This window comes from Nonomuraea sp. NPDC052116, assembly GCF_040680035.1.
Classification (GTDB): domain Bacteria; phylum Actinomycetota; class Actinomycetes; order Streptosporangiales; family Streptosporangiaceae; genus Nonomuraea; species Nonomuraea angiospora_A.
The window spans coordinates 57,220-74,541 of record NZ_JBFAWA010000020.1 but is presented as its reverse complement, the minus strand read 5'-3'; the positions used below and the strand labels follow the sequence as shown (position 1 = coordinate 74,541).

Annotated in this window: 19 protein-coding genes; 11 read left to right on the top strand and 8 right to left on the bottom strand. The window is 69.5% G+C overall.

From position 1 onward, the window contains the following. Window positions 1-25 precede the first annotated feature (25 nt). The 4 genes from AB0L65_RS34000 to AB0L65_RS33985 all read left to right on the top strand — a co-directional run bounded on the left by AB0L65_RS34000 (window position 26) and on the right by AB0L65_RS33985 (window position 2,839). The gene (locus AB0L65_RS34000; RefSeq protein WP_364253715.1) at window positions 26-814 is read left to right on the top strand and encodes an ABC transporter ATP-binding protein; all 789 of its coding nucleotides are present in this window, start codon (window positions 26-28) and stop codon (window positions 812-814) included. Window positions 815-901: 87 nt separating this feature from the next. After that, window positions 902-1,822, top strand: a complete 921-nt coding sequence (locus AB0L65_RS33995; RefSeq protein ID WP_350739667.1) for an SPFH domain-containing protein — start codon at window positions 902-904, stop codon at window positions 1,820-1,822. 9 nt (window positions 1,823-1,831) lie between these two features. Beyond that, window positions 1,832-2,587 (top strand): sulfite exporter TauE/SafE family protein, encoded by a 756-nt coding sequence (locus tag AB0L65_RS33990; RefSeq protein ID WP_364253711.1) that lies wholly within the window; start codon window positions 1,832-1,834, stop codon window positions 2,585-2,587. A gap of 30 nt (window positions 2,588-2,617) precedes the next feature. Continuing rightward, window positions 2,618-2,839, top strand: a complete 222-nt coding sequence (locus AB0L65_RS33985; protein WP_350739673.1) for a hypothetical protein — start codon at window positions 2,618-2,620, stop codon at window positions 2,837-2,839. On the opposite strand, the gene AB0L65_RS33980 is transcribed toward AB0L65_RS33985, so the two are convergent. The 6 genes from AB0L65_RS33980 to AB0L65_RS33955 form a co-directional block, all read right to left on the bottom strand. Then, window positions 2,832-3,656, bottom strand: coding sequence for an NAD(P)H-binding protein (locus tag AB0L65_RS33980; RefSeq protein ID WP_364253708.1), 825 nt, complete (start codon window positions 3,654-3,656; stop codon window positions 2,832-2,834). The two genes, AB0L65_RS33985 and AB0L65_RS33980, sit on opposite strands and share 8 nt — an antisense overlap. A gap of 29 nt (window positions 3,657-3,685) precedes the next feature. Beyond that, window positions 3,686-4,564, bottom strand: coding sequence for a Rieske 2Fe-2S domain-containing protein (locus AB0L65_RS33975; RefSeq protein WP_364253705.1), 879 nt, complete (start codon window positions 4,562-4,564; stop codon window positions 3,686-3,688). 63 nt (window positions 4,565-4,627) lie between these two features. Further along, window positions 4,628-5,239 carry an HD domain-containing protein gene (locus AB0L65_RS33970; RefSeq protein WP_364253702.1) on the bottom strand — a complete coding sequence of 204 codons (612 nt, stop codon included), beginning with the start codon at window positions 5,237-5,239 and terminating at the stop codon, window positions 4,628-4,630. 1 nt (window position 5,240) lies between these two features. After that, window positions 5,241-7,421: a molybdopterin-dependent oxidoreductase gene (locus AB0L65_RS33965; protein ID WP_364253699.1), complete on the bottom strand. Its 2,181-nt coding sequence runs from the start codon at window positions 7,419-7,421 to the stop codon at window positions 5,241-5,243. Window positions 7,422-7,545: 124 nt separating this feature from the next. Further along, window positions 7,546-8,193, bottom strand: coding sequence for a hypothetical protein (locus tag AB0L65_RS33960; RefSeq protein ID WP_364253696.1), 648 nt, complete (start codon window positions 8,191-8,193; stop codon window positions 7,546-7,548). Window position 8,194: 1 nt separating this feature from the next. After that, complete coding sequence (locus AB0L65_RS33955) at window positions 8,195-8,353, bottom strand: hypothetical protein (protein WP_364253693.1); 159 nt, start codon at window positions 8,351-8,353, stop codon at window positions 8,195-8,197. 708 nt (window positions 8,354-9,061) lie between these two features. Here AB0L65_RS33955 and AB0L65_RS33950 point away from each other — a divergent pair. Then, the gene (locus AB0L65_RS33950; RefSeq protein WP_350739694.1) at window positions 9,062-9,925 is read left to right on the top strand and encodes a helix-turn-helix transcriptional regulator; all 864 of its coding nucleotides are present in this window, start codon (window positions 9,062-9,064) and stop codon (window positions 9,923-9,925) included. 53 nt (window positions 9,926-9,978) lie between these two features. Continuing rightward, the gene (locus AB0L65_RS33945; RefSeq protein WP_350739697.1) at window positions 9,979-10,203 is read left to right on the top strand and encodes a DUF397 domain-containing protein; all 225 of its coding nucleotides are present in this window, start codon (window positions 9,979-9,981) and stop codon (window positions 10,201-10,203) included. 174 nt (window positions 10,204-10,377) lie between these two features. Here the strand turns inward: AB0L65_RS33945 and AB0L65_RS33940 are convergent, their stop codons facing one another. Continuing rightward, the gene (locus tag AB0L65_RS33940) at window positions 10,378-11,760 is read right to left on the bottom strand and encodes an MFS transporter (protein ID WP_364253690.1); all 1,383 of its coding nucleotides are present in this window, start codon (window positions 11,758-11,760) and stop codon (window positions 10,378-10,380) included. Window positions 11,761-11,893: 133 nt separating this feature from the next. Between AB0L65_RS33940 and AB0L65_RS33935 the strand changes: the two genes are divergently transcribed. From AB0L65_RS33935 to AB0L65_RS33920, 4 genes are all read left to right on the top strand, one after another. Continuing rightward, window positions 11,894-12,730: a helix-turn-helix transcriptional regulator gene (locus tag AB0L65_RS33935; protein ID WP_364253687.1), complete on the top strand. Its 837-nt coding sequence runs from the start codon at window positions 11,894-11,896 to the stop codon at window positions 12,728-12,730. Between the two features lie 60 nt (window positions 12,731-12,790). After that, window positions 12,791-13,864 (top strand): CapA family protein, encoded by a 1,074-nt coding sequence (locus AB0L65_RS33930; protein ID WP_364253684.1) that lies wholly within the window; start codon window positions 12,791-12,793, stop codon window positions 13,862-13,864. Window positions 13,865-13,906: 42 nt separating this feature from the next. Continuing rightward, window positions 13,907-15,583: an SDR family oxidoreductase gene (locus AB0L65_RS33925; RefSeq protein WP_364253681.1), complete on the top strand. Its 1,677-nt coding sequence runs from the start codon at window positions 13,907-13,909 to the stop codon at window positions 15,581-15,583. A 122-nt stretch (window positions 15,584-15,705) separates the two neighbouring features. Next, window positions 15,706-16,269, top strand: a complete 564-nt coding sequence (locus AB0L65_RS33920; protein ID WP_350739856.1) for a TetR family transcriptional regulator — start codon at window positions 15,706-15,708, stop codon at window positions 16,267-16,269. On the opposite strand, the gene AB0L65_RS33915 is transcribed toward AB0L65_RS33920, so the two are convergent. Further along, window positions 16,266-16,589 (bottom strand): hypothetical protein, encoded by a 324-nt coding sequence (locus tag AB0L65_RS33915; RefSeq protein ID WP_350739711.1) that lies wholly within the window; start codon window positions 16,587-16,589, stop codon window positions 16,266-16,268. The genes AB0L65_RS33920 and AB0L65_RS33915 overlap by 4 nt on opposite strands. 166 nt (window positions 16,590-16,755) lie before the next feature. Between AB0L65_RS33915 and AB0L65_RS33910 the strand changes: the two genes are divergently transcribed. Continuing rightward, window positions 16,756-17,286: a tetratricopeptide repeat protein gene (locus AB0L65_RS33910; RefSeq protein ID WP_313044179.1), complete on the top strand. Its 531-nt coding sequence runs from the start codon at window positions 16,756-16,758 to the stop codon at window positions 17,284-17,286. Window positions 17,287-17,322 lie beyond the last annotated feature (36 nt).

The window sequence follows — 17,322 nt, the reverse complement described above, 5'->3', positions numbered from 1 at the left end:
CGTGACTCCTAAGGAGGTATCGGGGATGGGTGGTCAGGTGCTGCGGCTCCAGGACGTCGCCGTCAGGCGGGACGGAGCGGCCCTGCTGCGCGGCATCGACTGGACGGTCAACGCCGACGAGCGTTGGGTCGTCGTCGGCCCCAACGGCGCGGGCAAGACCACGTTGCTGCAGGTCGCGGCCACGTTGCTCTACCCGAGCGAGGGCCTGGTCGAGGTGCTCGGGGAGCGGCTGGGACAGGCGGACGTCTTCGATCTGCGCCCGCGGATCGGGCTGGCGAGCTCCGCGCTGGCCGAGCGCATCCCGCCGGAGGAGAAGGTCATCGACCTCGTGCTGACCGCCTCGTACGGGATCATGGGCCGCTGGACGGAGGAGTACGACTCCAACGACGTGACCAGGGCGGTCGAGCTGATCGACATGATGGGCGCGGCCCATCTGATCAGGCGGCGGTTCGGCACGTTGTCGGAGGGGGAGCGCAAGCGGGTGCAGATCGCCCGCGCACTCATGCCCGACCCCGAGATGCTGCTGCTCGACGAGCCCGCGGCCGGGCTCGACCTGGGCGGGCGCGAAGACCTGGTGCGCCGGCTCTCGGTGCTGGCGGGCGACTACCGTTCGCCGACGCTCATGCTGGTGACGCACCACGTGGAAGAGGTGCCGATCGGGTTCACGCACGGGCTGCTGCTGAGGCACGGCTCGGTGGTGGCGCAGGGGCCGCTGGAGCACGTGATGACGCCCGACAACCTGTCGCAGACGTTCGGGGTGCCGCTCTCGCTGGAGCGCAGCGCCGAGGGCCGCTGGTACGCGCGCGCCCACTAATCCCCCTATTTATCCACATAAAAGCCGCCGAAAGCTGAAAGGAAATAGGATCAACGGAGTCGGTCCCCTCGACTTCGGAGCGTCGCCATGTCCGTCGAGCAGCTCATCGTCGCCCTTGTCGTGGTCGCGGCGGTGGGTTTCGGAGTGGCCCGAACGGTCCGCATCATCCCCCAGGCCACTGCCGCCATCATCGAACGCCTCGGGCGCTACCACCGGACGCTGACCCCGGGGCTCAACCTCGTGGTGCCGTTCATCGACCGCATCAAGGACATGATCGACCTGCGGGAGCAGGTGGTCTCCTTCCCGCCGCAGCCGGTGATCACCTCGGACAACCTGGTCGTGTCCATCGACACCGTCATCTACTTCCAGGTCACCAATCCGAAGGCGGCCACGTACGAGATCGCGAACTTCCTGATCGGCGTCGAGCAGCTCACGGTCACGACGCTGCGCAACGTGGTCGGCGGCATGGATCTGGAACGCACGCTGACCTCGCGCGAGGACATCAACACCGCGCTGCGCGGCGTGCTCGACGAGGCGACGGGCAAGTGGGGCATCCGGGTCAACAGGGTCGAGCTCAAGGCCATCGACCCGCCCTCCTCCATCCAGGACTCGATGGAGAAGCAGATGCGCGCCGACCGCGACAAGCGCGCCGCCGTGCTGACCGCCGAGGGCCAGCGCCAGGCGGCGATCCTCCAGGCGGAGGGCGAGAAGCAGGCGGCCGTGCTGCGGGCGCGCGGCGAGGCGGAGGCGGCCGTGCTGCGCGCGCAGGCGGAGGCCGAGGCCCAGGCCATGCGGGCCAAGGGCCAGGCGGACGCGATCGGCATGGTGTTCAAGGCCATCCACGAGGGGCAGCCCGACCAGCACCTGCTCGCCTACCAGTACCTGCAGACCCTGCCTGAGATCGCCAAGGGCGACGCCAATAAGATCTGGATCGTCCCATCAGAGATGGGCAAAGTTCTGGAGAATCTGGGCGGCCTCTTCACACCCCCTAAGAGCCCGGACACGTAAGGAGGGCTTGTGACGGGGTGGGAGCTGGCCGCGGTCTGCGTGGCCGGGATGGTGGCCGGTGCGATCAACGCGGTCGTCGGGTCAGGCTCCCTGATCACGTTCCCCACGCTGCTGGCGATCGGCGTCGATCCCGTCACCGCCAACGTCTCCAACACCATCGGGCTCGTGCCGGGCTCGTTCGCCGCCGCGTACGGCTACCGCCCCGAGCTCCGGGGCCAGCGCGAACGCCTCCTGCGCCTGGGCCTGGCCTCGGCCCTGGGAGCGCTGGCCGGCGGGATCCTGCTGCTGTTCCTGGACCCGTCGGTGTTCCAGGTCGTCGTCATCGCGCTGATCGCGCTGGCCTGCGTGCTGGTCCTGGTCCAGCCCAGGCTCAACCGGTGGCTGGCCGACCGGCGCCGGCACGCGCACCCGCACGGAGGGCTGGAGCTGTGGTTCGGCGTGCTGGCCGCCGGGATCTACGGCGGGTACTTCGGCGCGGCGCAGGGTGTGCTGCTGATCGGGCTGCTCGGCAGCTTCCTCGACGACGACCTCCAGCGGGTGAACGCGGCCAAGAACGTCCTCGCGCTGATCGTCAACGCCGTGGCCGCCGCGCTGTTCATCGTGGTCGCGCACGTGAACTGGCTCGCCGTGGCGGGGGTGGCCATGGGCGCGGTGGCGGGCGGCTTCCTGGGCGCCAGGGTGGGGCGGCGCATCCCGGCGCCCGTGCTCCGGGGGATCATCGTCTGCGTCGGCATTGCGGCGATTTTCGTACTGGTGTACGGATAGAATGTCGCGTTTGCGGGTATGAATCCGTACATGAAGGGCGACTGGGTAGAGATCGTCATCGATGCCGGAGGCACACCGCGTACGTACGAGATCAGGGCCACTCGCGCCGGGCGGCGGGTCGACGTGACCACGAGGCGGGGGCTCGTCGAGGTGAGCGAGGTCACCCGCACCGGCACGCCGGTGCGCACGGCGAGGTTCATGTCCAGCCGCATCCTGGCCCTCGTGGAGCACCCCGTGGACGAGGTCAGCTGAAGTCCGCCACGTGGTCCTCCGCCCACTGGCCGAACGTCAGAGCGGGCCTGCCGAGCAGCCGCTCCACGGTGTCGGTGACCTGCTCGGGAGCCGTCACGAAGCTGCCCCATGCCTTCAGAGCGCTCTCGACGAAGACCGCGTTCCCCCAGGAGGCCATGAGCTGCTCGCGGGCCTCCTCCGGCGGCTGCTCCTCCCAGCGCACCTCGCGCCCGGTCGCCGCGCCGATCACGCGCACCTGCTCGGCCTGGGTGAGCCGCTCGGGGCCGGTCAGCACGTACGTGGCGCCGTTGTGGCCCGCCGAGGTGAGCACGTGCGTGGCCACGGCCGCGATGTCCCGCTCGTGGATCAGGGGCCTCGAAGCCTGCCCGTACGGCCAGCGCACCACGCCCTGCCTGATCTGCCCGGCCCAGCCCAGCGTGTTGGCCGCGAAGCCGCCGGGCCGCAGGAACGTCCACCCGAGCCCCGAGAGCCGGATCAGCCGCTCGATCTCGTGGTAGTGCGTCACCGGCTCGTCGGCCACGTTGGCCGACAGGTAGACCACGCGCCGCGCCTGCCCGGCGATGGCCGTGACCACCTCGGCGGCGCCGTCCGCCGTGAAATCGGGCCACAGCAGGAACACGCTCTCCACGCCTTTCAGCGCGGGCTCCAGCGTCTCGGGCGCGGACAGGTCGCCGCGCACCACCTCCACGTGTTCGGGCAGCCTCGCCCGCCCGGGGTCCCTGACGAGGGCCCGCACCTCCAGCCCCGCTCCCGCGAGCTGGGACACCACATGCCTGCCGACATTGCCGGTCGCGCCGGTCACCAGAATCGTGCTCATGGGGCCGACGGTAAAACCTCAAGCGAACTTCAGGTCAACCCCGGCCGCACCTGGAGCGTGCCGTCACGCCGGATCCGCGTCTCGAACATGGGCGCGGGGGCGGTCGCAGGACCGTGCCGCACCGAGCCGTCGGCCAGCCGGAACGTGCTGCCGTGCCACGGGCAGACCACGCACGCCTCCCCGTTCTCCATGACCAGCCTGCCCTGGTGCAGCGGGCCGGCCAGGTGCGGGCAGCGGTCGGCGAGCACGGTGACGGCCTCGCCCTGGCGCAGCACGAAGAGCTGGATGTAGCCGAGCCGCCGCGCGACGGGCCGGCCCTCCGGCAGGTCCTTGAGCAGGCACAGGTCGTGCCAGCCCAGCGGCACCAGGTGGGAGACCTGCGGGGCGTGGTTGGCCCCGGCCGCCTGCCGGTAGGCCATGTGGCCGCCGAGATAGCCGCCGAGCCCGGCCAGGCCGAGCCCGGCCAGGGTCAGGGTGCGGCCCATCTGCTCGCGCCCGCGTACCCGGGCCAGCAGGGAGCCGGAGAACAGGCCCAGCGCGGCCACGTTCGACAGCATGTGGACGAAGCCCACGCGCTGCTGCTCGCGGTGGAGAGAGGACCAGTCGGTCAGCCCGGCCGCCGCCGTGGGCAGCGCGTTGGCGATGCCCGTGGCCAGCAGCACGCGCGAGGCCCGCGGATCGCCGTCGGTCAGGTCCAGCACCGCCGCGGACAGCCAGCAGCCCAGGCTGACCGTGGCCAGCGGCGGGTGCAGTGGTTTGCCCGTGGGGACGCCGTGCAGCAGGTCACGTAGCCGGCCGGGACGGATGCGCTGGCGTACGGTCTTGGCCAGCACTCTGATCGGCGTGTCCAGGGTCTTGGACTTCTCCAGCCGGTCGGCGAGAGCAACCGGCCCGGCCAAACCCCGCAACGGCCGACGTTTCGCTCGCACTTCCTCTTTCACGACAAGTCCCCTACCCCGCCCATGTGGGGATCACTCGGACAGGTGTCCCCTGGCCACGGAGAGTTCGACCAGCTCCAGCGCGTACGCGCCGAGGGACGGCGAACCTTCCTCGATGATCTGTACCTTCTCCCTGACCTGTGCGGCCTTGACCTTGAACAGCGGCCACGTGCCACCCTCGGTGAGGTGGTTGGCCAGGATCGGGGAGAAACGGTCGAGCGCCTTGGCGAACCTGGCCTCCGGCGTCTTCCTGGCCTCGAACTCGTCCCACAGCTCCCGCATCCACTGCCCCTGGTCGGCGGGCAGCAGTCCGAAGATGCGGTCGGCGGCGGCGCGCTCGGCGCCGGCCTGCGCGGCCACCTCCACGGGGTCATAGATGAACGTGTCGCCGGCGTCGATCTCGACCAGGTCGTGCACGAGCAACATGGCCACCACCCGTTGGAGGTCGGTCCCGGGTGGGGCATGCTCGCCGAGGATCATCGCCAACGTGCCCACGTACCAGGAGTGCTCGGCGGTGTTCTCCCGCCGCGAGCCGTCCATCAAATGGTTGCGGCGGATGATCCGCTTCAACTTGTCGATCTCGATGGCGAAGGCGATCTGGGCGTTCAGGCGGTCCTCTTCTGGCGCGATAGTCACGCGCGACACCCTATTGTGCGATGATCACCCCGGTTGGTGAAATCGTGACCGGAACTCCGTTGAACACTGCGTTACCACTCAGTACGTCGACGGTGGATTCGTCGGTGAGCGTGTTGACGCTGACCCCCGCGTGCTCGGCCGCCACGCTCTGTGAGCTGCCCGCGTGGCCCCAGCCGTGCGGCAGGCTGACCACCCCCGGCATGATCGTGTCGGTGGGTTCGAGCGGCACCGTGAGCTGCCCCTTCGCGGAGCGGACCACCGCCTCGCCGTCGAGCCCGAGCCTGGTCACGTCGGCCGGGTTGATCTGCAGCGTGCAGGTGTTGCTGCCGCCGACCAGCGGGCCCACGTTGTGCAGCCAGCTGTTGTTGGAGCGCAGGTGGCGCCGCCCGATCAGGACGATCTCCGGCGGGTCCTCCTCCAGCTTGCCGCGCAGCCGTTCCACGTCCTCGACGATCTGCGGCGGCGCCAGCTCGATCAGGCCCGAGGCGGTCTTCAGCACCTCGCCGAGCCGGGGCTCCAGCGGGCCGAGGTCCAGGCCGTGCGGGTTGTCGAGCAGCTTGCGCAGCGACAGGTCGCCCTTGCCGGTCCACTCGCCGTAGGGGCCGAGCTTGAGCATGAGGTCCAGCCGGCGCTCGCCGCCCGTCTCGCCCTCCAGCTCGGCGCGCAGCCCGGCCACGTCCCGTCCCTCGACCCCGGAGCCGGGCGTCTCGGTGGCCTTGCGCAGCATCTCGCCGATCACGAACTCGTCCAGGTCCCCCTCCAGGCCCGAGGCGATCATGGCCAGCCTGGCCAGGATCTGGGCCTCGGAGGGCTGCCCGTCCAGTGGCAGCAGCGGCGGCGAGTAGCGGGCGTAGTTGCGGACCGCGAACCCGAGCAGCGCGAAGTCGTAGTGGCCCGACTGCAGCATCCGCGGTGGCGGGAGGATGACGTTCGCGTGCCTGGTGGTCTCGTTGAGGTACGGGTCCACGCTCACCATGAAGTCGAGCCGCCCGAAGGCCGCGTCGAGCCTGGCCCCGTGGGGCGCCGACAGCACGGGGTTGCCCGCCACCGTGATCAGGAACGTGACCCGCCCCTCGCCGGGCGTCTCGATCTCGTCGGCGAGCGTGGCCACCGGCAGCTCGCCGTTGCTCTCCGGCAGCTCCCTGACGCGGCTCTTCCACCGGCCCACCGTGTACGGCCTGCGTCGCGCGCCGAACTCGGTCGCGGGCTTGGGGAACATGGCGCCGCCCGGCCGGTCGAGGTTGCCGGTGAGCACGTTGAGCACGTCCACGAGCCACTGGGCCAGCGTGCCGAACTCGGCCGTGCAGGTGCCGATCCTGGCGTAGACGGCGGCCGTACGGGCTGCCGCCAGCTCCCTGGCCAGCCGCACGATCACCTCGGCGGGCACCCCGGTGCGCCCGGAGACCGCCTCCGGCGGGAAGTGCTTGGCCGCCTCGCGCACCTCGGCCAACCCGTTGACCTGGTGTGACGGCTTGACGAGATCCTCGGCGAACAGCGTGTGGACGATGCCGAACAGCAGGTAGGCGTCCGTCCCGGGGCGGACGAAGACGTGCTCGTCGGCCAGCGCGGCGGTGCGCGTACGGCGCGGGTCCACCACGACGAGCCGGCCGCCGCGGCCGCGCAGGGCCTTCAGCCGCCCGGGGAAGTCGGGCGCGGTGCACAGCGAGCCGTTGGACTCCAGCGGGTTGGCCCCCAGCATGAGCAGGTAGTCGGTCCTGTCCAGGTCGGGGACCGGGATGGCCAGCGGGTGCCCGAACATGAGCCCGCTCGCGACGTGCTTGGGCATCTGGTCGGCGGTGCTGGCGGAGTAGACGTTGCGGGTGCCGAGCGCCTTGATCAGGGGCGCGCCGTACAGGGCGCCCGCCATGCTGTGGGCGTTCGGGTTGCCGAGGTAGATCGCGGCGGACCGGCGGTCGGCGACCCGGTCGAGGCCCGCCTTGACGGCGGCGAACGCCTCCTCCCAGCCGACCTCGCGCCACAGGTCGCCCTCCCTGATCAGCGGCCTGCTCAGCCGGTCGGGGTCCTCGTCGAGCCGGCCGAGGCTGGCCCCCTTCGGGCAGATGAACCCCTTGCTGAACGGATCGTCCTTGTCGCCGCGGACGCTGGTCACGTGCCCGCCCTCGTCGAGGGTGAGCGTCAGGCCGCAGACGGCCTCGCAGAGGGGACAGGTCCGGTGGACGGTCGACGTCATCACGACTCCTGAGTTCGCCAGCTGAACTCATCTTGGCCCGTACCGCGCACATGGGGAAGCCCCGGAGCCCCCGCGGTCTCCGGGGCTTCCCACCCGGGGAAATGTCCCGGATTCCCCCAGGTCCTCAGCCCGCCTTGGCCAGCGCGGCCGGTGCGCGCAGATCAGGCGGCTCCTCGAGGTCGGGTCTCAGCGAGATCCAGGCCCGTCTGCCGTACAGCCGGTCGAGTCCGGGAGAGGTCGCCCCCGGGACCTCGTCGCGTCTGACGATCTCCACGATCACGAACTGGGCCCGGCGCCGGTGCCGGTAGACGTTCGCGCTCCTGGCCCAGCAGGCGGCCGCGATCTCCTCGCTGTACGCCTCGAACTCCTCGGCGGAGATGCCGGCCCTGGTCAGGATCAGGGCCTTCTCGCCCGTGGTCGTCGGCGTGATCCAGAGCACCAGCGGGATCCGCCCGGCCCTGGTGTGCATCGTGGTCTCCAGGCAGACCCGGTGCAGGCGGTGCCTGGAGACCACGCACCAGAAGTGGGCGCTCACCCAGTTGCGCCCGCTCCTGGTGGCGGCCGGCACCGAGACGGCGCTCGTCAGCAGGACGAACGGCCACCACCGGCCCTCCTGGGTGGCCCCCAGCAGGGTGAGCGTCAGCAGCGCCAGCGCGGCGAGCAGCATCAGCTCGGTACGGACCCGCCACAGCCTGACCAGCGGCCCGCCGCGCCCGGCGGCGGGAAGGTCCTCGTTGGCGGGGTAGATCTGGTTGCGCGGGTTCCTCGGCACGTCAGGACACCTCCTCCGTCACGCGCTGTGGCACGCTGAGCTGGTCGAACCGTGGGTCGCGGTAGCGACGGGAGCCGAACCCGGTCCTGCTCACGGTCCATCCGACGTGGTGGGCGAACTCGTCGGGCTCCATGCAGATCTCGCGATCGGCCCAAGCCATAAGCTCTCGGATCCGGCACTTGATTCGGGCGAGTCCCTTGGTACCTTGTGAGTACATGAGAAGACCCCTTTCGCGGCATTTTCAGAGGTGGCTTCTTCGCCGGACCGACGGCTGATGACCGGTCTCGCCGCAGGGTGGCAGCCCGAATGCGGCGCGCTGGTGGTCAGCCTCGGCCCGGTTTTTTCCAGGCTCGAATGAGCGGACTCTCGCTGAGTTCTTCAGGCGATTCCGAAGTCCTTCCGGCAAGCGGCCTCCCTGGGGCGGAGTTTCGTATCCGGGGCGGCGACGTTGCCGGCGAGGCGGCCCGGGCGGGGCCGCGCGATCGAAGTCGGAAGGCCCGATGTGTACGGCCGTGTCGTCATGCCCGGCCTCCTCACCACTCGAGAACCCTCCTGGAACCGATCGTCCCCCGAGGTGAGCGATGCTGCAATACTTTAAGCAAGGGAAGATTTACATTTCTTCACCTCTTGCCGTGCAACTTGCACCAGAAGTGTCATGCACGGCGTGCAACGGGAGATGTTCCACCCCAGGCCCACCCCTGGCCGTAGTTCGTCTTGCCCCTACGCTCTCCCCATGAAAGCCTTCTGACAAGGACGAGCGGCACTCCACATGCAACTTGCAGTGTAAGATTGGGCGAACGGCCCCAAAAGCCGGGCCCCAAACGATCCCCACCGGCTACACCTTCATTCCCGAACAAGGAGAGTGGCGGTGCCATCGCAGCAGGGCAGTCCGACTGTACGCAGGCTCCGGCTCGGTCAGGAGCTGCGCCTCCTCCGGGAGCGGAAGAAGCTCACCGGGGCCAGGGCGGCCAGCGAGCTCGGCTGGTCCGCGAGCAAGGTCAGCCGCATCGAGGCCGCCAAGACCATGCCCAGCGCCGACGACATCAAGGTCATGGCGCAGCTTTACCGCGTGGACGAGGAGAAACTTGACGAGCTCTTCGGCCTGTTGCGGGATGCGGAGCAGCGCGGCTGGTGGGAAGATTACGAGGACGCCCTACCTGAGGAGTACACAAGATTCCTCGGGTTAGAGGCCGAGGCGAAATTCCAGCGCAACTGGGAACCCCAGATCGTGCCTGGCACCTTGCAGACCGAGGATTATGCCAGGGAGGTCATCCTGGCGACCCGTGGCATCGCGCGCATCACGCACAGCGGTGTCAGGAGCCGGGTCGAAGCCCGCCTCGACAGGCAGCAGCGGGTGTTGCACCGGGCCGATCCCTGCGAGCTGACGGTGGTTCTCGACGAGTCGGCGCTGACACGCCGTTTCGGCGAGCCCTCGGTCATGCGCGAGCAGATGGAGCATCTCCTGGAGGTCTCCCTGCTGCCGCACGTCAGCATTCACGTCCTGACCCTGGACTCACTTCATCCGGTTAACACCGGTGCGTTTATTCATCTTAAGTTTGCGGCATTTGATGATGTTGTGTACCTAGAGCAGCTGTATACTGCTCACTTCGTCGATGATCTCGAACGGGTGGCCGGGTACGAAGCGGCTTTCGACCATATCAAGTCGGAGGCCCTGGACGAGGACGAATCACGCGTTCTTATCCAGCGGAAGGCCATGCTGTGGAGACGTTAACGGCGAGACCTCAGGAAGGGGCAACGGAGCCCCTTTACGCATTTGGGGAGAGAATGTACATCCACACTACGGCGGCCGCCTGGCGGAAGAGCAGATTCTGCAACGGCGCATCGGCCTGCGTCGAGGTCGCCCCCCTGGCTGACGGCAACGTTGCGCTCAGGGACAGCAAGGAGCAGGACGGGCCCGTTCTCGTCTTCACTCCTGAGGAGTGGGCCGCCTTCACCGCGGGAGTGCGTGAGGGCGAGTTCGACTTGGCCACGCTCGTACCAGGTGCCTGAAAAACCGTAACCGCCGCAGCAATTTCTTCTCGCGCGGCAGGACGGCTCAGGGATATTTCGCAGATTGAGGTTTCTTTCCGGGAATTCTTTTCCCGGAGTGCATAAGACGGCCCGCGCCCCCGGTTATGGGGGCGCGGGCCGTCTTGCTTTGTGGGGGAAATTCCCGGGCCCGGTTTATGCGGCCGGTACGCGGCGCCGTACGAGGAAGAGCGAGCTCAGCCCCGCGACCACGGCGAGGCCCGCCATCGCGATGGAGGAGACCAGCGAGGCGGACACCGTGCCGTGGCCCTGGCTCAGCGTGATGAACAGCGTTCCGACCGTGGAGACGCCGATGACCTGCCCGAGCTGCATCACGGTGAGCAGCGCGCCGCTCGCGTCCGCCGCGTAGGCGTCGTCCACCTGCTCGGTCGCCATGTTCGTCACCGCGACCTGCACGCCGAGCCCGGCGCCGACGAGGGCGCTCATGACCGCGTACGGGAGGCCGCCGCCGGCGGCGAGTCCCAGCCCGAGGTAGGCGGGGGCGGCCACCACGTAGCCGAAGGGCACCAGCGGGCGCTGCAGGCGGAGCGGCAGGCGCGGCCAGAGGAGCCCGACGAGGCCGAAGGCCAGCGCGCACGGCACCAGCATCATGCCGGAGGACAGCGGCGTCAGGTGCAGCTCGCCCTGCAGGTGCAGGGCCGAGGTGAACAGGAACGCGCCCCAGGTCGCCGGGCCGAACAGCAGGATCGCCAGCCCCGGCCGCATGCCGGGCGCGCGCAGCACCCGCGCGTCCACCAGGGGACGCCCGCCGCGGGCCGTCACCCAGCGCTCGATGCGGACGAACGCGAAGAACGTCACCACGCTCAGCGCCATCGAGATCCAGCCCCACGCCGGCCACCCGAGCTCGCGGCCCAGGACCAGCGGCACGACGAGCAGGAGCACGGCCGCGGACAGGGACACCAGGCCCCATGGGTCGAGGCCCGTCCGGCCTCCGCCCTCGTCGGCGGGCAGCACCTTCATCCCGGCCACCATCAGCAGCGCGCCGATCGGCACCAGCACCAGGAACACCACTCGCCAGCCCGCGCCCAGACCCAGCAGGATCCCGCCGAAAGCCTGACCGATCACGATGCCACCGCTGATCACCAGCGACCACAGACCCATCGCCCGGCCTCTGGCCGCGCCGTGGTAGTTGCGCTGGATCAACGTCAGGACCTGCGGCATCATCATCGCCGCCCCGGCGCCCTGCAGCAGGCGGGCGGCCACCAGCCAGCCCGTCGAGGGCGCCAGGCCCGCGCCGAGCGTGGTCACCGTGAACAGCGCCAACCCGCCCAGGAATGCGTTGCGGTAGCCGAACAGGTCGCCGACCCTGGCTCCGGTGATCAACAGGACGGCATAGACAATGGTGTATCCGGCGACGATCATCTGCAGCCCGGCGCCTGAGGAGTGCAGGTCGGACTCGATGGTCGGGGTGGCCACGTTGACGATGTTGACGTTCAGGATGGCCAGGAACTGCCCCACGAGGATGATCGCAAGGAGCAGGCCGCTGGCCCGGTTCCCCTTCTGCGGTTTGGTGTCCACAGAAGGGGAAATAGCGGCAGTTTGCGTCATGCGTAGCAGTCTGCCGGGGATCCAGTACCAGTAACGAGAGCCCACTTATACTGGTACTGGCGGTAACTGGATAGGATTTGGTGGTTCGCCCCATAGTGGAGACATGAGCGTGGCAGAGGCAAAGCGCATCGACCTGTCGGCGTTCCTGCGTACGCGTCGCGAGCGGATCACCCCCGAGATGGTCGACCTCGCGCCGGGACCGCGCAGGCGGACGCCCGGCCTGCGGCGCGAGGAGGTCGCCCAGCTCGCGGGCGTCGGCGTGACCTGGTACACGTGGCTGGAGCAGGGCCGCCCGATCAACGCCAGCGCCCAGGTGCTGGACGCGATCGCCCGTACGCTCAGGCTCGACGCCGCCGAGCGCCAGCACCTCTACCGGCTGGCGGGCCAGGCGCAGAGCCCGGCCGACACCGACTCGGGCCAGGTGACGCCCGAGATGCGGCAGATCCTCGACCGGCTCGGCGACATGCCCGCCGCCGTGACCAACAGCCGGTGCGACGCCCTGGCCTGGAACGCCGCCTACGCCGCCGTGTTCCCCGAGCTGGTCAGCGCGCCGGAGGGCGAGCGAAACTCGCTCTGGTACACCTGTCTCACCCCCGCTCCCACGACCCTGCTGCTCAACCGCGACCAGGAGCTGGCGCGGACCGTGGCGGTGTTCAGGGGCGCCTACAGCCGCCACGTGGACGACCCGTGCTGGCAGGACTTCGTCCGCCGGCTCAGCTCGGAGAGCGCCGAGTTCGCGCGGTTGTGGGCCAGGCAGGACGTGGCCGAGCCGGGGCCGAGGGTGAAGCGGTTCAAGCACGTGGAGCTGGGGGAGCTGCGCTTCAGCACGACCAGCCTCACGGCCGTGGCCGAGATCCGGCTGGTCGTGTACACGCCGATGGACGACGCGACCCGGGAGGCGATGCGCGGGTTGCTGGAGAAGGGGGAGCCTGCGCGGTAATCCGCCCTGCATGGCATGCTCAATCCCTAAACGACCGGATTCGAGCGGAAGTGGCGGCAGATGAGATTCCCCCGTGCCCTCCCGTTGTTCGCCGTCGCCGCGTCCTTGGTGGCCTGCTCATCGGCCCCCGAGAAGGAGCCGCAGAGCAAGCAGGTGGACCAGCAGGTGGCCGAGTCGCCGACGGCGAAGCCCAAGCCGAAGCGGCGGCCGTACACGATCTCCTTCGGCGGGGACGTGCACTTCGAGGGGATGCTGCGGGGACGGCTGGCCGGCCCGAGCACGGCGCTCGGGCCGATCGCGAGCGTGCTGCGCAAGTCCGACTTATCCATGGTGAACCTGGAGACGGCGATCACCACGGGCGGGACGCCGGCGCCGGGGAAGCAGTTCACGTTCCGGGCGCCGCCGACCGCCTTCACCGCGCTGAAGGCCGCCGGGGTCGACGTCGTGTCCATGGCCAACAACCACGGCATGGACTACATGGAGACCGGTCTGGCGGACACGCTGGCGGCGATCAGGACCAGCAAGTTCCCCGTGGTGGGGATCGGGAAGGACGCGGCGCAGGCGTACAGGCCGTTCCGCAAGACCGTGAACGGCAACCGGGTGGCCATCATCGGGGCCACGCAGGTGCTGGACGCGGAGTTCATCCAGTCGTGGACGGCCACCGCCGACAAGGGCGGGCTGGCCTCGGCCAAGGACGAGGTCAGCCTGTTGCGGGCGGTGCGGCAGGCGCGGAAGAACTCCGACACCGTGATCGTCCACCTGCACTGGGGCACCGAGATGCAGAAGTGCCCGAACCCGGCGCAGCTCTCGCTGGCCCCCAAACTGGTCGAGGCGGGCGCCGACGTGGTGGTCGGCGGGCACGCGCACATCCTGCTCGGATCCGGGTACCTGGACAACGCGTACGTCAACTACGGCATGGGCAACTTCGTCTTCTACAACTCCACCCCCGGCACCACGGGCCGGACCGGCGTCCTGACGCTGACCATCAACGGGCGGAAGGTGCTCAAGGACAGCTGGACCCCGGCCACCATCCAAGGGGGTGTGCCCGTCCCGATGACGGGGCCCGCGCGGACCCAGGCGGTCGCGGACTGGAAGGCGCTGCGCTCCTGCGCCGGGCTGGCCGCGCGCCCCTGAAGGATCTATGCTACTGGACGATCCGTCCAATAGGAGGTCGCGATGCGATGGGTCGAGTCCGGTGACGTGCGGCTGGCGGTCTTCGAGGAGGGCGACCCGGCGAACCCGACGGTGCTGCTGCTCCACGGCTACCCCGACACGCATCGCGTCTGGGACGAGGTGGCCGCGCTCCTGCGCGAGCGCTACCACGTCGTCCGGTACGACGTGCGCGGGGCGGGGGAGTCCGCGGCGCCACGGGACAGCCGGGACTATGACTTCGACCACCTGATCGCCGACCTTGACGCCGTGATCGACGCCGTGGGCGCCTCCAGGGTGCATCTCGTGGGGCACGACTGGGGGTCGCTCCAGGGCTGGGAGGCCATCGGGCGGGCCGGGATCCGGGAACGGATCGCGTCCTTCACGAGCCTGGGCGGGCCAGGGCTGCGGCAGGCCGCGCATTTCCTGCGGCACGGGAAGCGGTGGGACGTCACGGCGCAGCGCATCAAGTCCTGGTATATCGGGGCATTTCAGGTTCCGGTGGTGCCGGAGCTGGCGTGGGGCTCGGTCATGCCGGGGATCATCTCCCGTACGCTGCGGCGCGAGGGCATCGCGCCACGGCCGGGACATCCGGCGCCGACGCTGGCCGAGGACGGGCGCAACGGGCTCTGGATGTACCGGCGGAACATGGGCGCGGACGGCGATCCGGGCGTCGGCGACGTGCCCGTGCAGATCATCGAGGCCACGCGGGACGCCTTCGTGACCCCGGCGCTGCTGGCCTCGATCGGGCAGTGGGTGCCCAGGCTCCGGCACCGGAAGGTGGCGGCCGGGCACTGGGCGCACCGGAGCCGTCCCGAGGCGGTGGCCCGGATGATCGCCGAGTTCGCCGACGGCGCCCACGCCGTGCGGGGGTCGCGGCGGGCCTTCGACGGGCGGCTGGTGGTGGTCACCGGCGCGGGGTCCGGGATCGGGCTGGCGACGGCGCGGGCGTTCGCGGCCCACGGCGCCGAGGTGGTGTGCGCGGACATCGACGCGGACGCGGCGGCGCGGGCCGCCGACGCCATCGCCGAGGACCTCGGGGGTACGGGGCACGCCGTGCAGGTCGATGTATCGAATATCGACCAAATGGAAGATTTTTCGCGAAATATCATCGCTCAATATGGAGTGCCGGACATTGTGGTGAACAATGCCGGGATCGCCGTCGCCGGGTCTTTTCTTGATCATACGGTGGACGACTGGCGCAGGACCGTCGACGTCAATCTGTGGGGCGTCATCCACGGATGCCGGCTCTTCGGCGCCGCCATGGTCGAACGCGGCGAAGGCGGCCACATCGTCAATGTCGCCTCTCTGGCGGCGTTCGCGCCGTCCCGGCTGCTGCCCGCGTACTCGACCTCCAAGGCGGCCGTGAAGATGCTCAGCGACTGCCTCAGGGCCGAGCTGGCCGGGCACGGGATCGGGGTGAGCGCCGTCTGCCCGGGGTTCGTCTCGACGCCGATCGCGCGCAACGCCACGTACGTGGGCGCTGACCTGCGCGAAGACGCCGTACGGGGCCTGGCGCGGCGCGGCTATCCCGCCGAGCGGGTGGCCGCCCACATTCTGCGCGCCGTACATCGGAATCAGGCCGTCGTACCGGTCAACCTGGAGGGGAAAATCGGGTATGCCCTTTCCCGGATTTCGCCTGGAACGATGCGTGCGCTCGCCCGTCGGAGCGGAACCATAAGAAATCCAGGAATTGGCAGGTAACGATCGCCCATCCGGGAGAAGATGACTGCGTGTCCTCGCCGCAACTCGATGATGATTGCGCCCAGCCCAGAGCACTCAGGCGCCAGCCGGCCCAGCGCCGCAGCGCACGCCGCGTGGAGCGGATGCTTGACGCGTGCGCGGAGCTACTCGACGAGACCGGATACGAGGCCCTGTCCACCACTCGCATCGCCGAGCGGGCAGGGGTCGCGATCGGGTCGATCTACCAGTTCTTCCCCGACAAACGGGCCGTCACGCAGGAGCTCACCCGGCGCAACGTCGAGGAGTTCGTGCGCAGGGTCGACCGCAGGTTCCTCACGGAGGAATATCGCGGCTGGTGGGAGGCCATCGACGCGATCATCGACGAGTACGTCGACATGCACAGGACGGTCCCCGGCTTCAAGAGCCTCCACTTCGGCGACGCCGTCGACCTCAACCTGCTCGACTCCGACTCCGACAACAACACCGTGATCGCGGGGCGGTTGCGGGGGTTGCTGCTCAAGGAGTTCGGGCTGGCCGACAGCCCGGAGCTCGACCTGGCCGTGCTGGTGGCGGTCGAGGCCGGCGACGCCGTGCTCAAGCTGGCCTTCCGCCGCGACCCCAAGGGCTCGCCGGAGATCATCGACGCGGCCAAACAGCTGATCCGGGGCTTCCTGTCGCGCCAGCTGCGGTCCTGGCCGGTCCGCTAGTCCGGCCTGAAGTCCGCCACTTCCTTGATCAGGCCTGCCAGCCAGGCAGGCACCCGTCTCCCGTGCTCGCCGAGGGCGATCGCGGGCACCTGCTGGAACCGCGGGGTGGCCGGCGTCCGCAGGCATGGTGACGACATCGAGGCGGGACGGGCTTCCCTCGCCTCGCGGACATGCAGCCTTGCCTCCAGGGCATGCAAGTTGCGCTCCGCGGATTCGATGGCCTCCAATCGGGCCGACAAATAACCCGCCACACCGGGGACGAGGGCCGCCAACACGACGACACAGGCCAGTGTGAAGGTCATCTGCTTGGACACGCCCATCACAGCCCCCTTGCTCGCGTAGCAGCAAAGCGACCCGTATATGCCCTGTCACCTGGGCGGACACGCTCAGGGTCAGCACTATTGGACGCGGCGTTACCTAATTTGTGACTGACCGGCGATGCGCATTGACCGGGCAAAGCGCCGACTGGCTCGGTAGTCTCGCGGTGTGGCGCATGTGACCCGTGAGCACCTTGATCGTCTGCTTGAGCAGGCCCTATTGGCCGACGACCACAGTTCCCTGGCCAGTCGGCTGTACGACGTAGCGCTCGGCTATTCGTCGGGCGACGTCTCCAGGGCGTCCATCCTGGTCCTCGCTGCCGAAGAATGGCGGGCGGCAGGCCAGCCGGCGCGCGCTATGGAGTGTTTCCAGCGCGCGGTCGAGGACGGCGGCGAGGCGGGCTTCGACCCGCGCGCCGGCATCGCCGACACGCTCTTCGAGCTCGACCGGCCCGATGAGGCTAGGGAGGTCATCGAGACCATACGCGCGGAGGGCGGCGTCTCCACGGCGACCGCTCATACGATCGCCGAGACGCTGGTCGCCTACGGGGACCTCCAGGGAGGGCTCGAATGGGCCACCCAGGCGGTCCTGGGATGCGACGAGAACGATCCGGAGCAGGGGGCGCTCCTGCGCACCCGCTACCGCATCCGGGTCGACCTCGGGCTCCCTGAGGACGAGCTGGACGCCCTCGCCCGCTGACCACCCCACCACCCGGCCCGCCTCGGCTCCCAGGAC

Bases quoted from the DNA above. Each gene is read 5' to 3' on its own strand.
- AB0L65_RS34000 (WP_364253715.1), top strand. From the start codon at position 26: ATGGGTGGTCAGGTGCTGCGGCTCCAGGACGTCGCCGTCAGGCGGGAC.
- AB0L65_RS33995 (WP_350739667.1), top strand. From the start codon at position 902: ATGTCCGTCGAGCAGCTCATCGTCGCCCTTGTCGTGGTCGCGGCGGTG.
- AB0L65_RS33985 (WP_350739673.1), top strand. From the start codon at position 2,618: ATGAAGGGCGACTGGGTAGAGATCGTCATCGATGCCGGAGGCACACCG.
- AB0L65_RS33980 (WP_364253708.1), bottom strand. From the start codon at position 3,656: ATGAGCACGATTCTGGTGACCGGCGCGACCGGCAATGTCGGCAGGCAT.
- AB0L65_RS33965 (WP_364253699.1), bottom strand. From the start codon at position 7,421: ATGACGTCGACCGTCCACCGGACCTGTCCCCTCTGCGAGGCCGTCTGC.
- AB0L65_RS33955 (WP_364253693.1), bottom strand. From the start codon at position 8,353: ATGGCTTGGGCCGATCGCGAGATCTGCATGGAGCCCGACGAGTTCGCC.
- AB0L65_RS33945 (WP_350739697.1), top strand. From the start codon at position 9,979: ATGTACATCCACACTACGGCGGCCGCCTGGCGGAAGAGCAGATTCTGC.
- AB0L65_RS33935 (WP_364253687.1), top strand. From the start codon at position 11,894: ATGAGCGTGGCAGAGGCAAAGCGCATCGACCTGTCGGCGTTCCTGCGT.
- AB0L65_RS33930 (WP_364253684.1), top strand. From the start codon at position 12,791: ATGAGATTCCCCCGTGCCCTCCCGTTGTTCGCCGTCGCCGCGTCCTTG.
- AB0L65_RS33925 (WP_364253681.1), top strand. From the start codon at position 13,907: ATGCGATGGGTCGAGTCCGGTGACGTGCGGCTGGCGGTCTTCGAGGAG.
- AB0L65_RS33920 (WP_350739856.1), top strand. From the start codon at position 15,706: ATGCTTGACGCGTGCGCGGAGCTACTCGACGAGACCGGATACGAGGCC.
- AB0L65_RS33915 (WP_350739711.1), bottom strand. From the start codon at position 16,589: ATGGGCGTGTCCAAGCAGATGACCTTCACACTGGCCTGTGTCGTCGTG.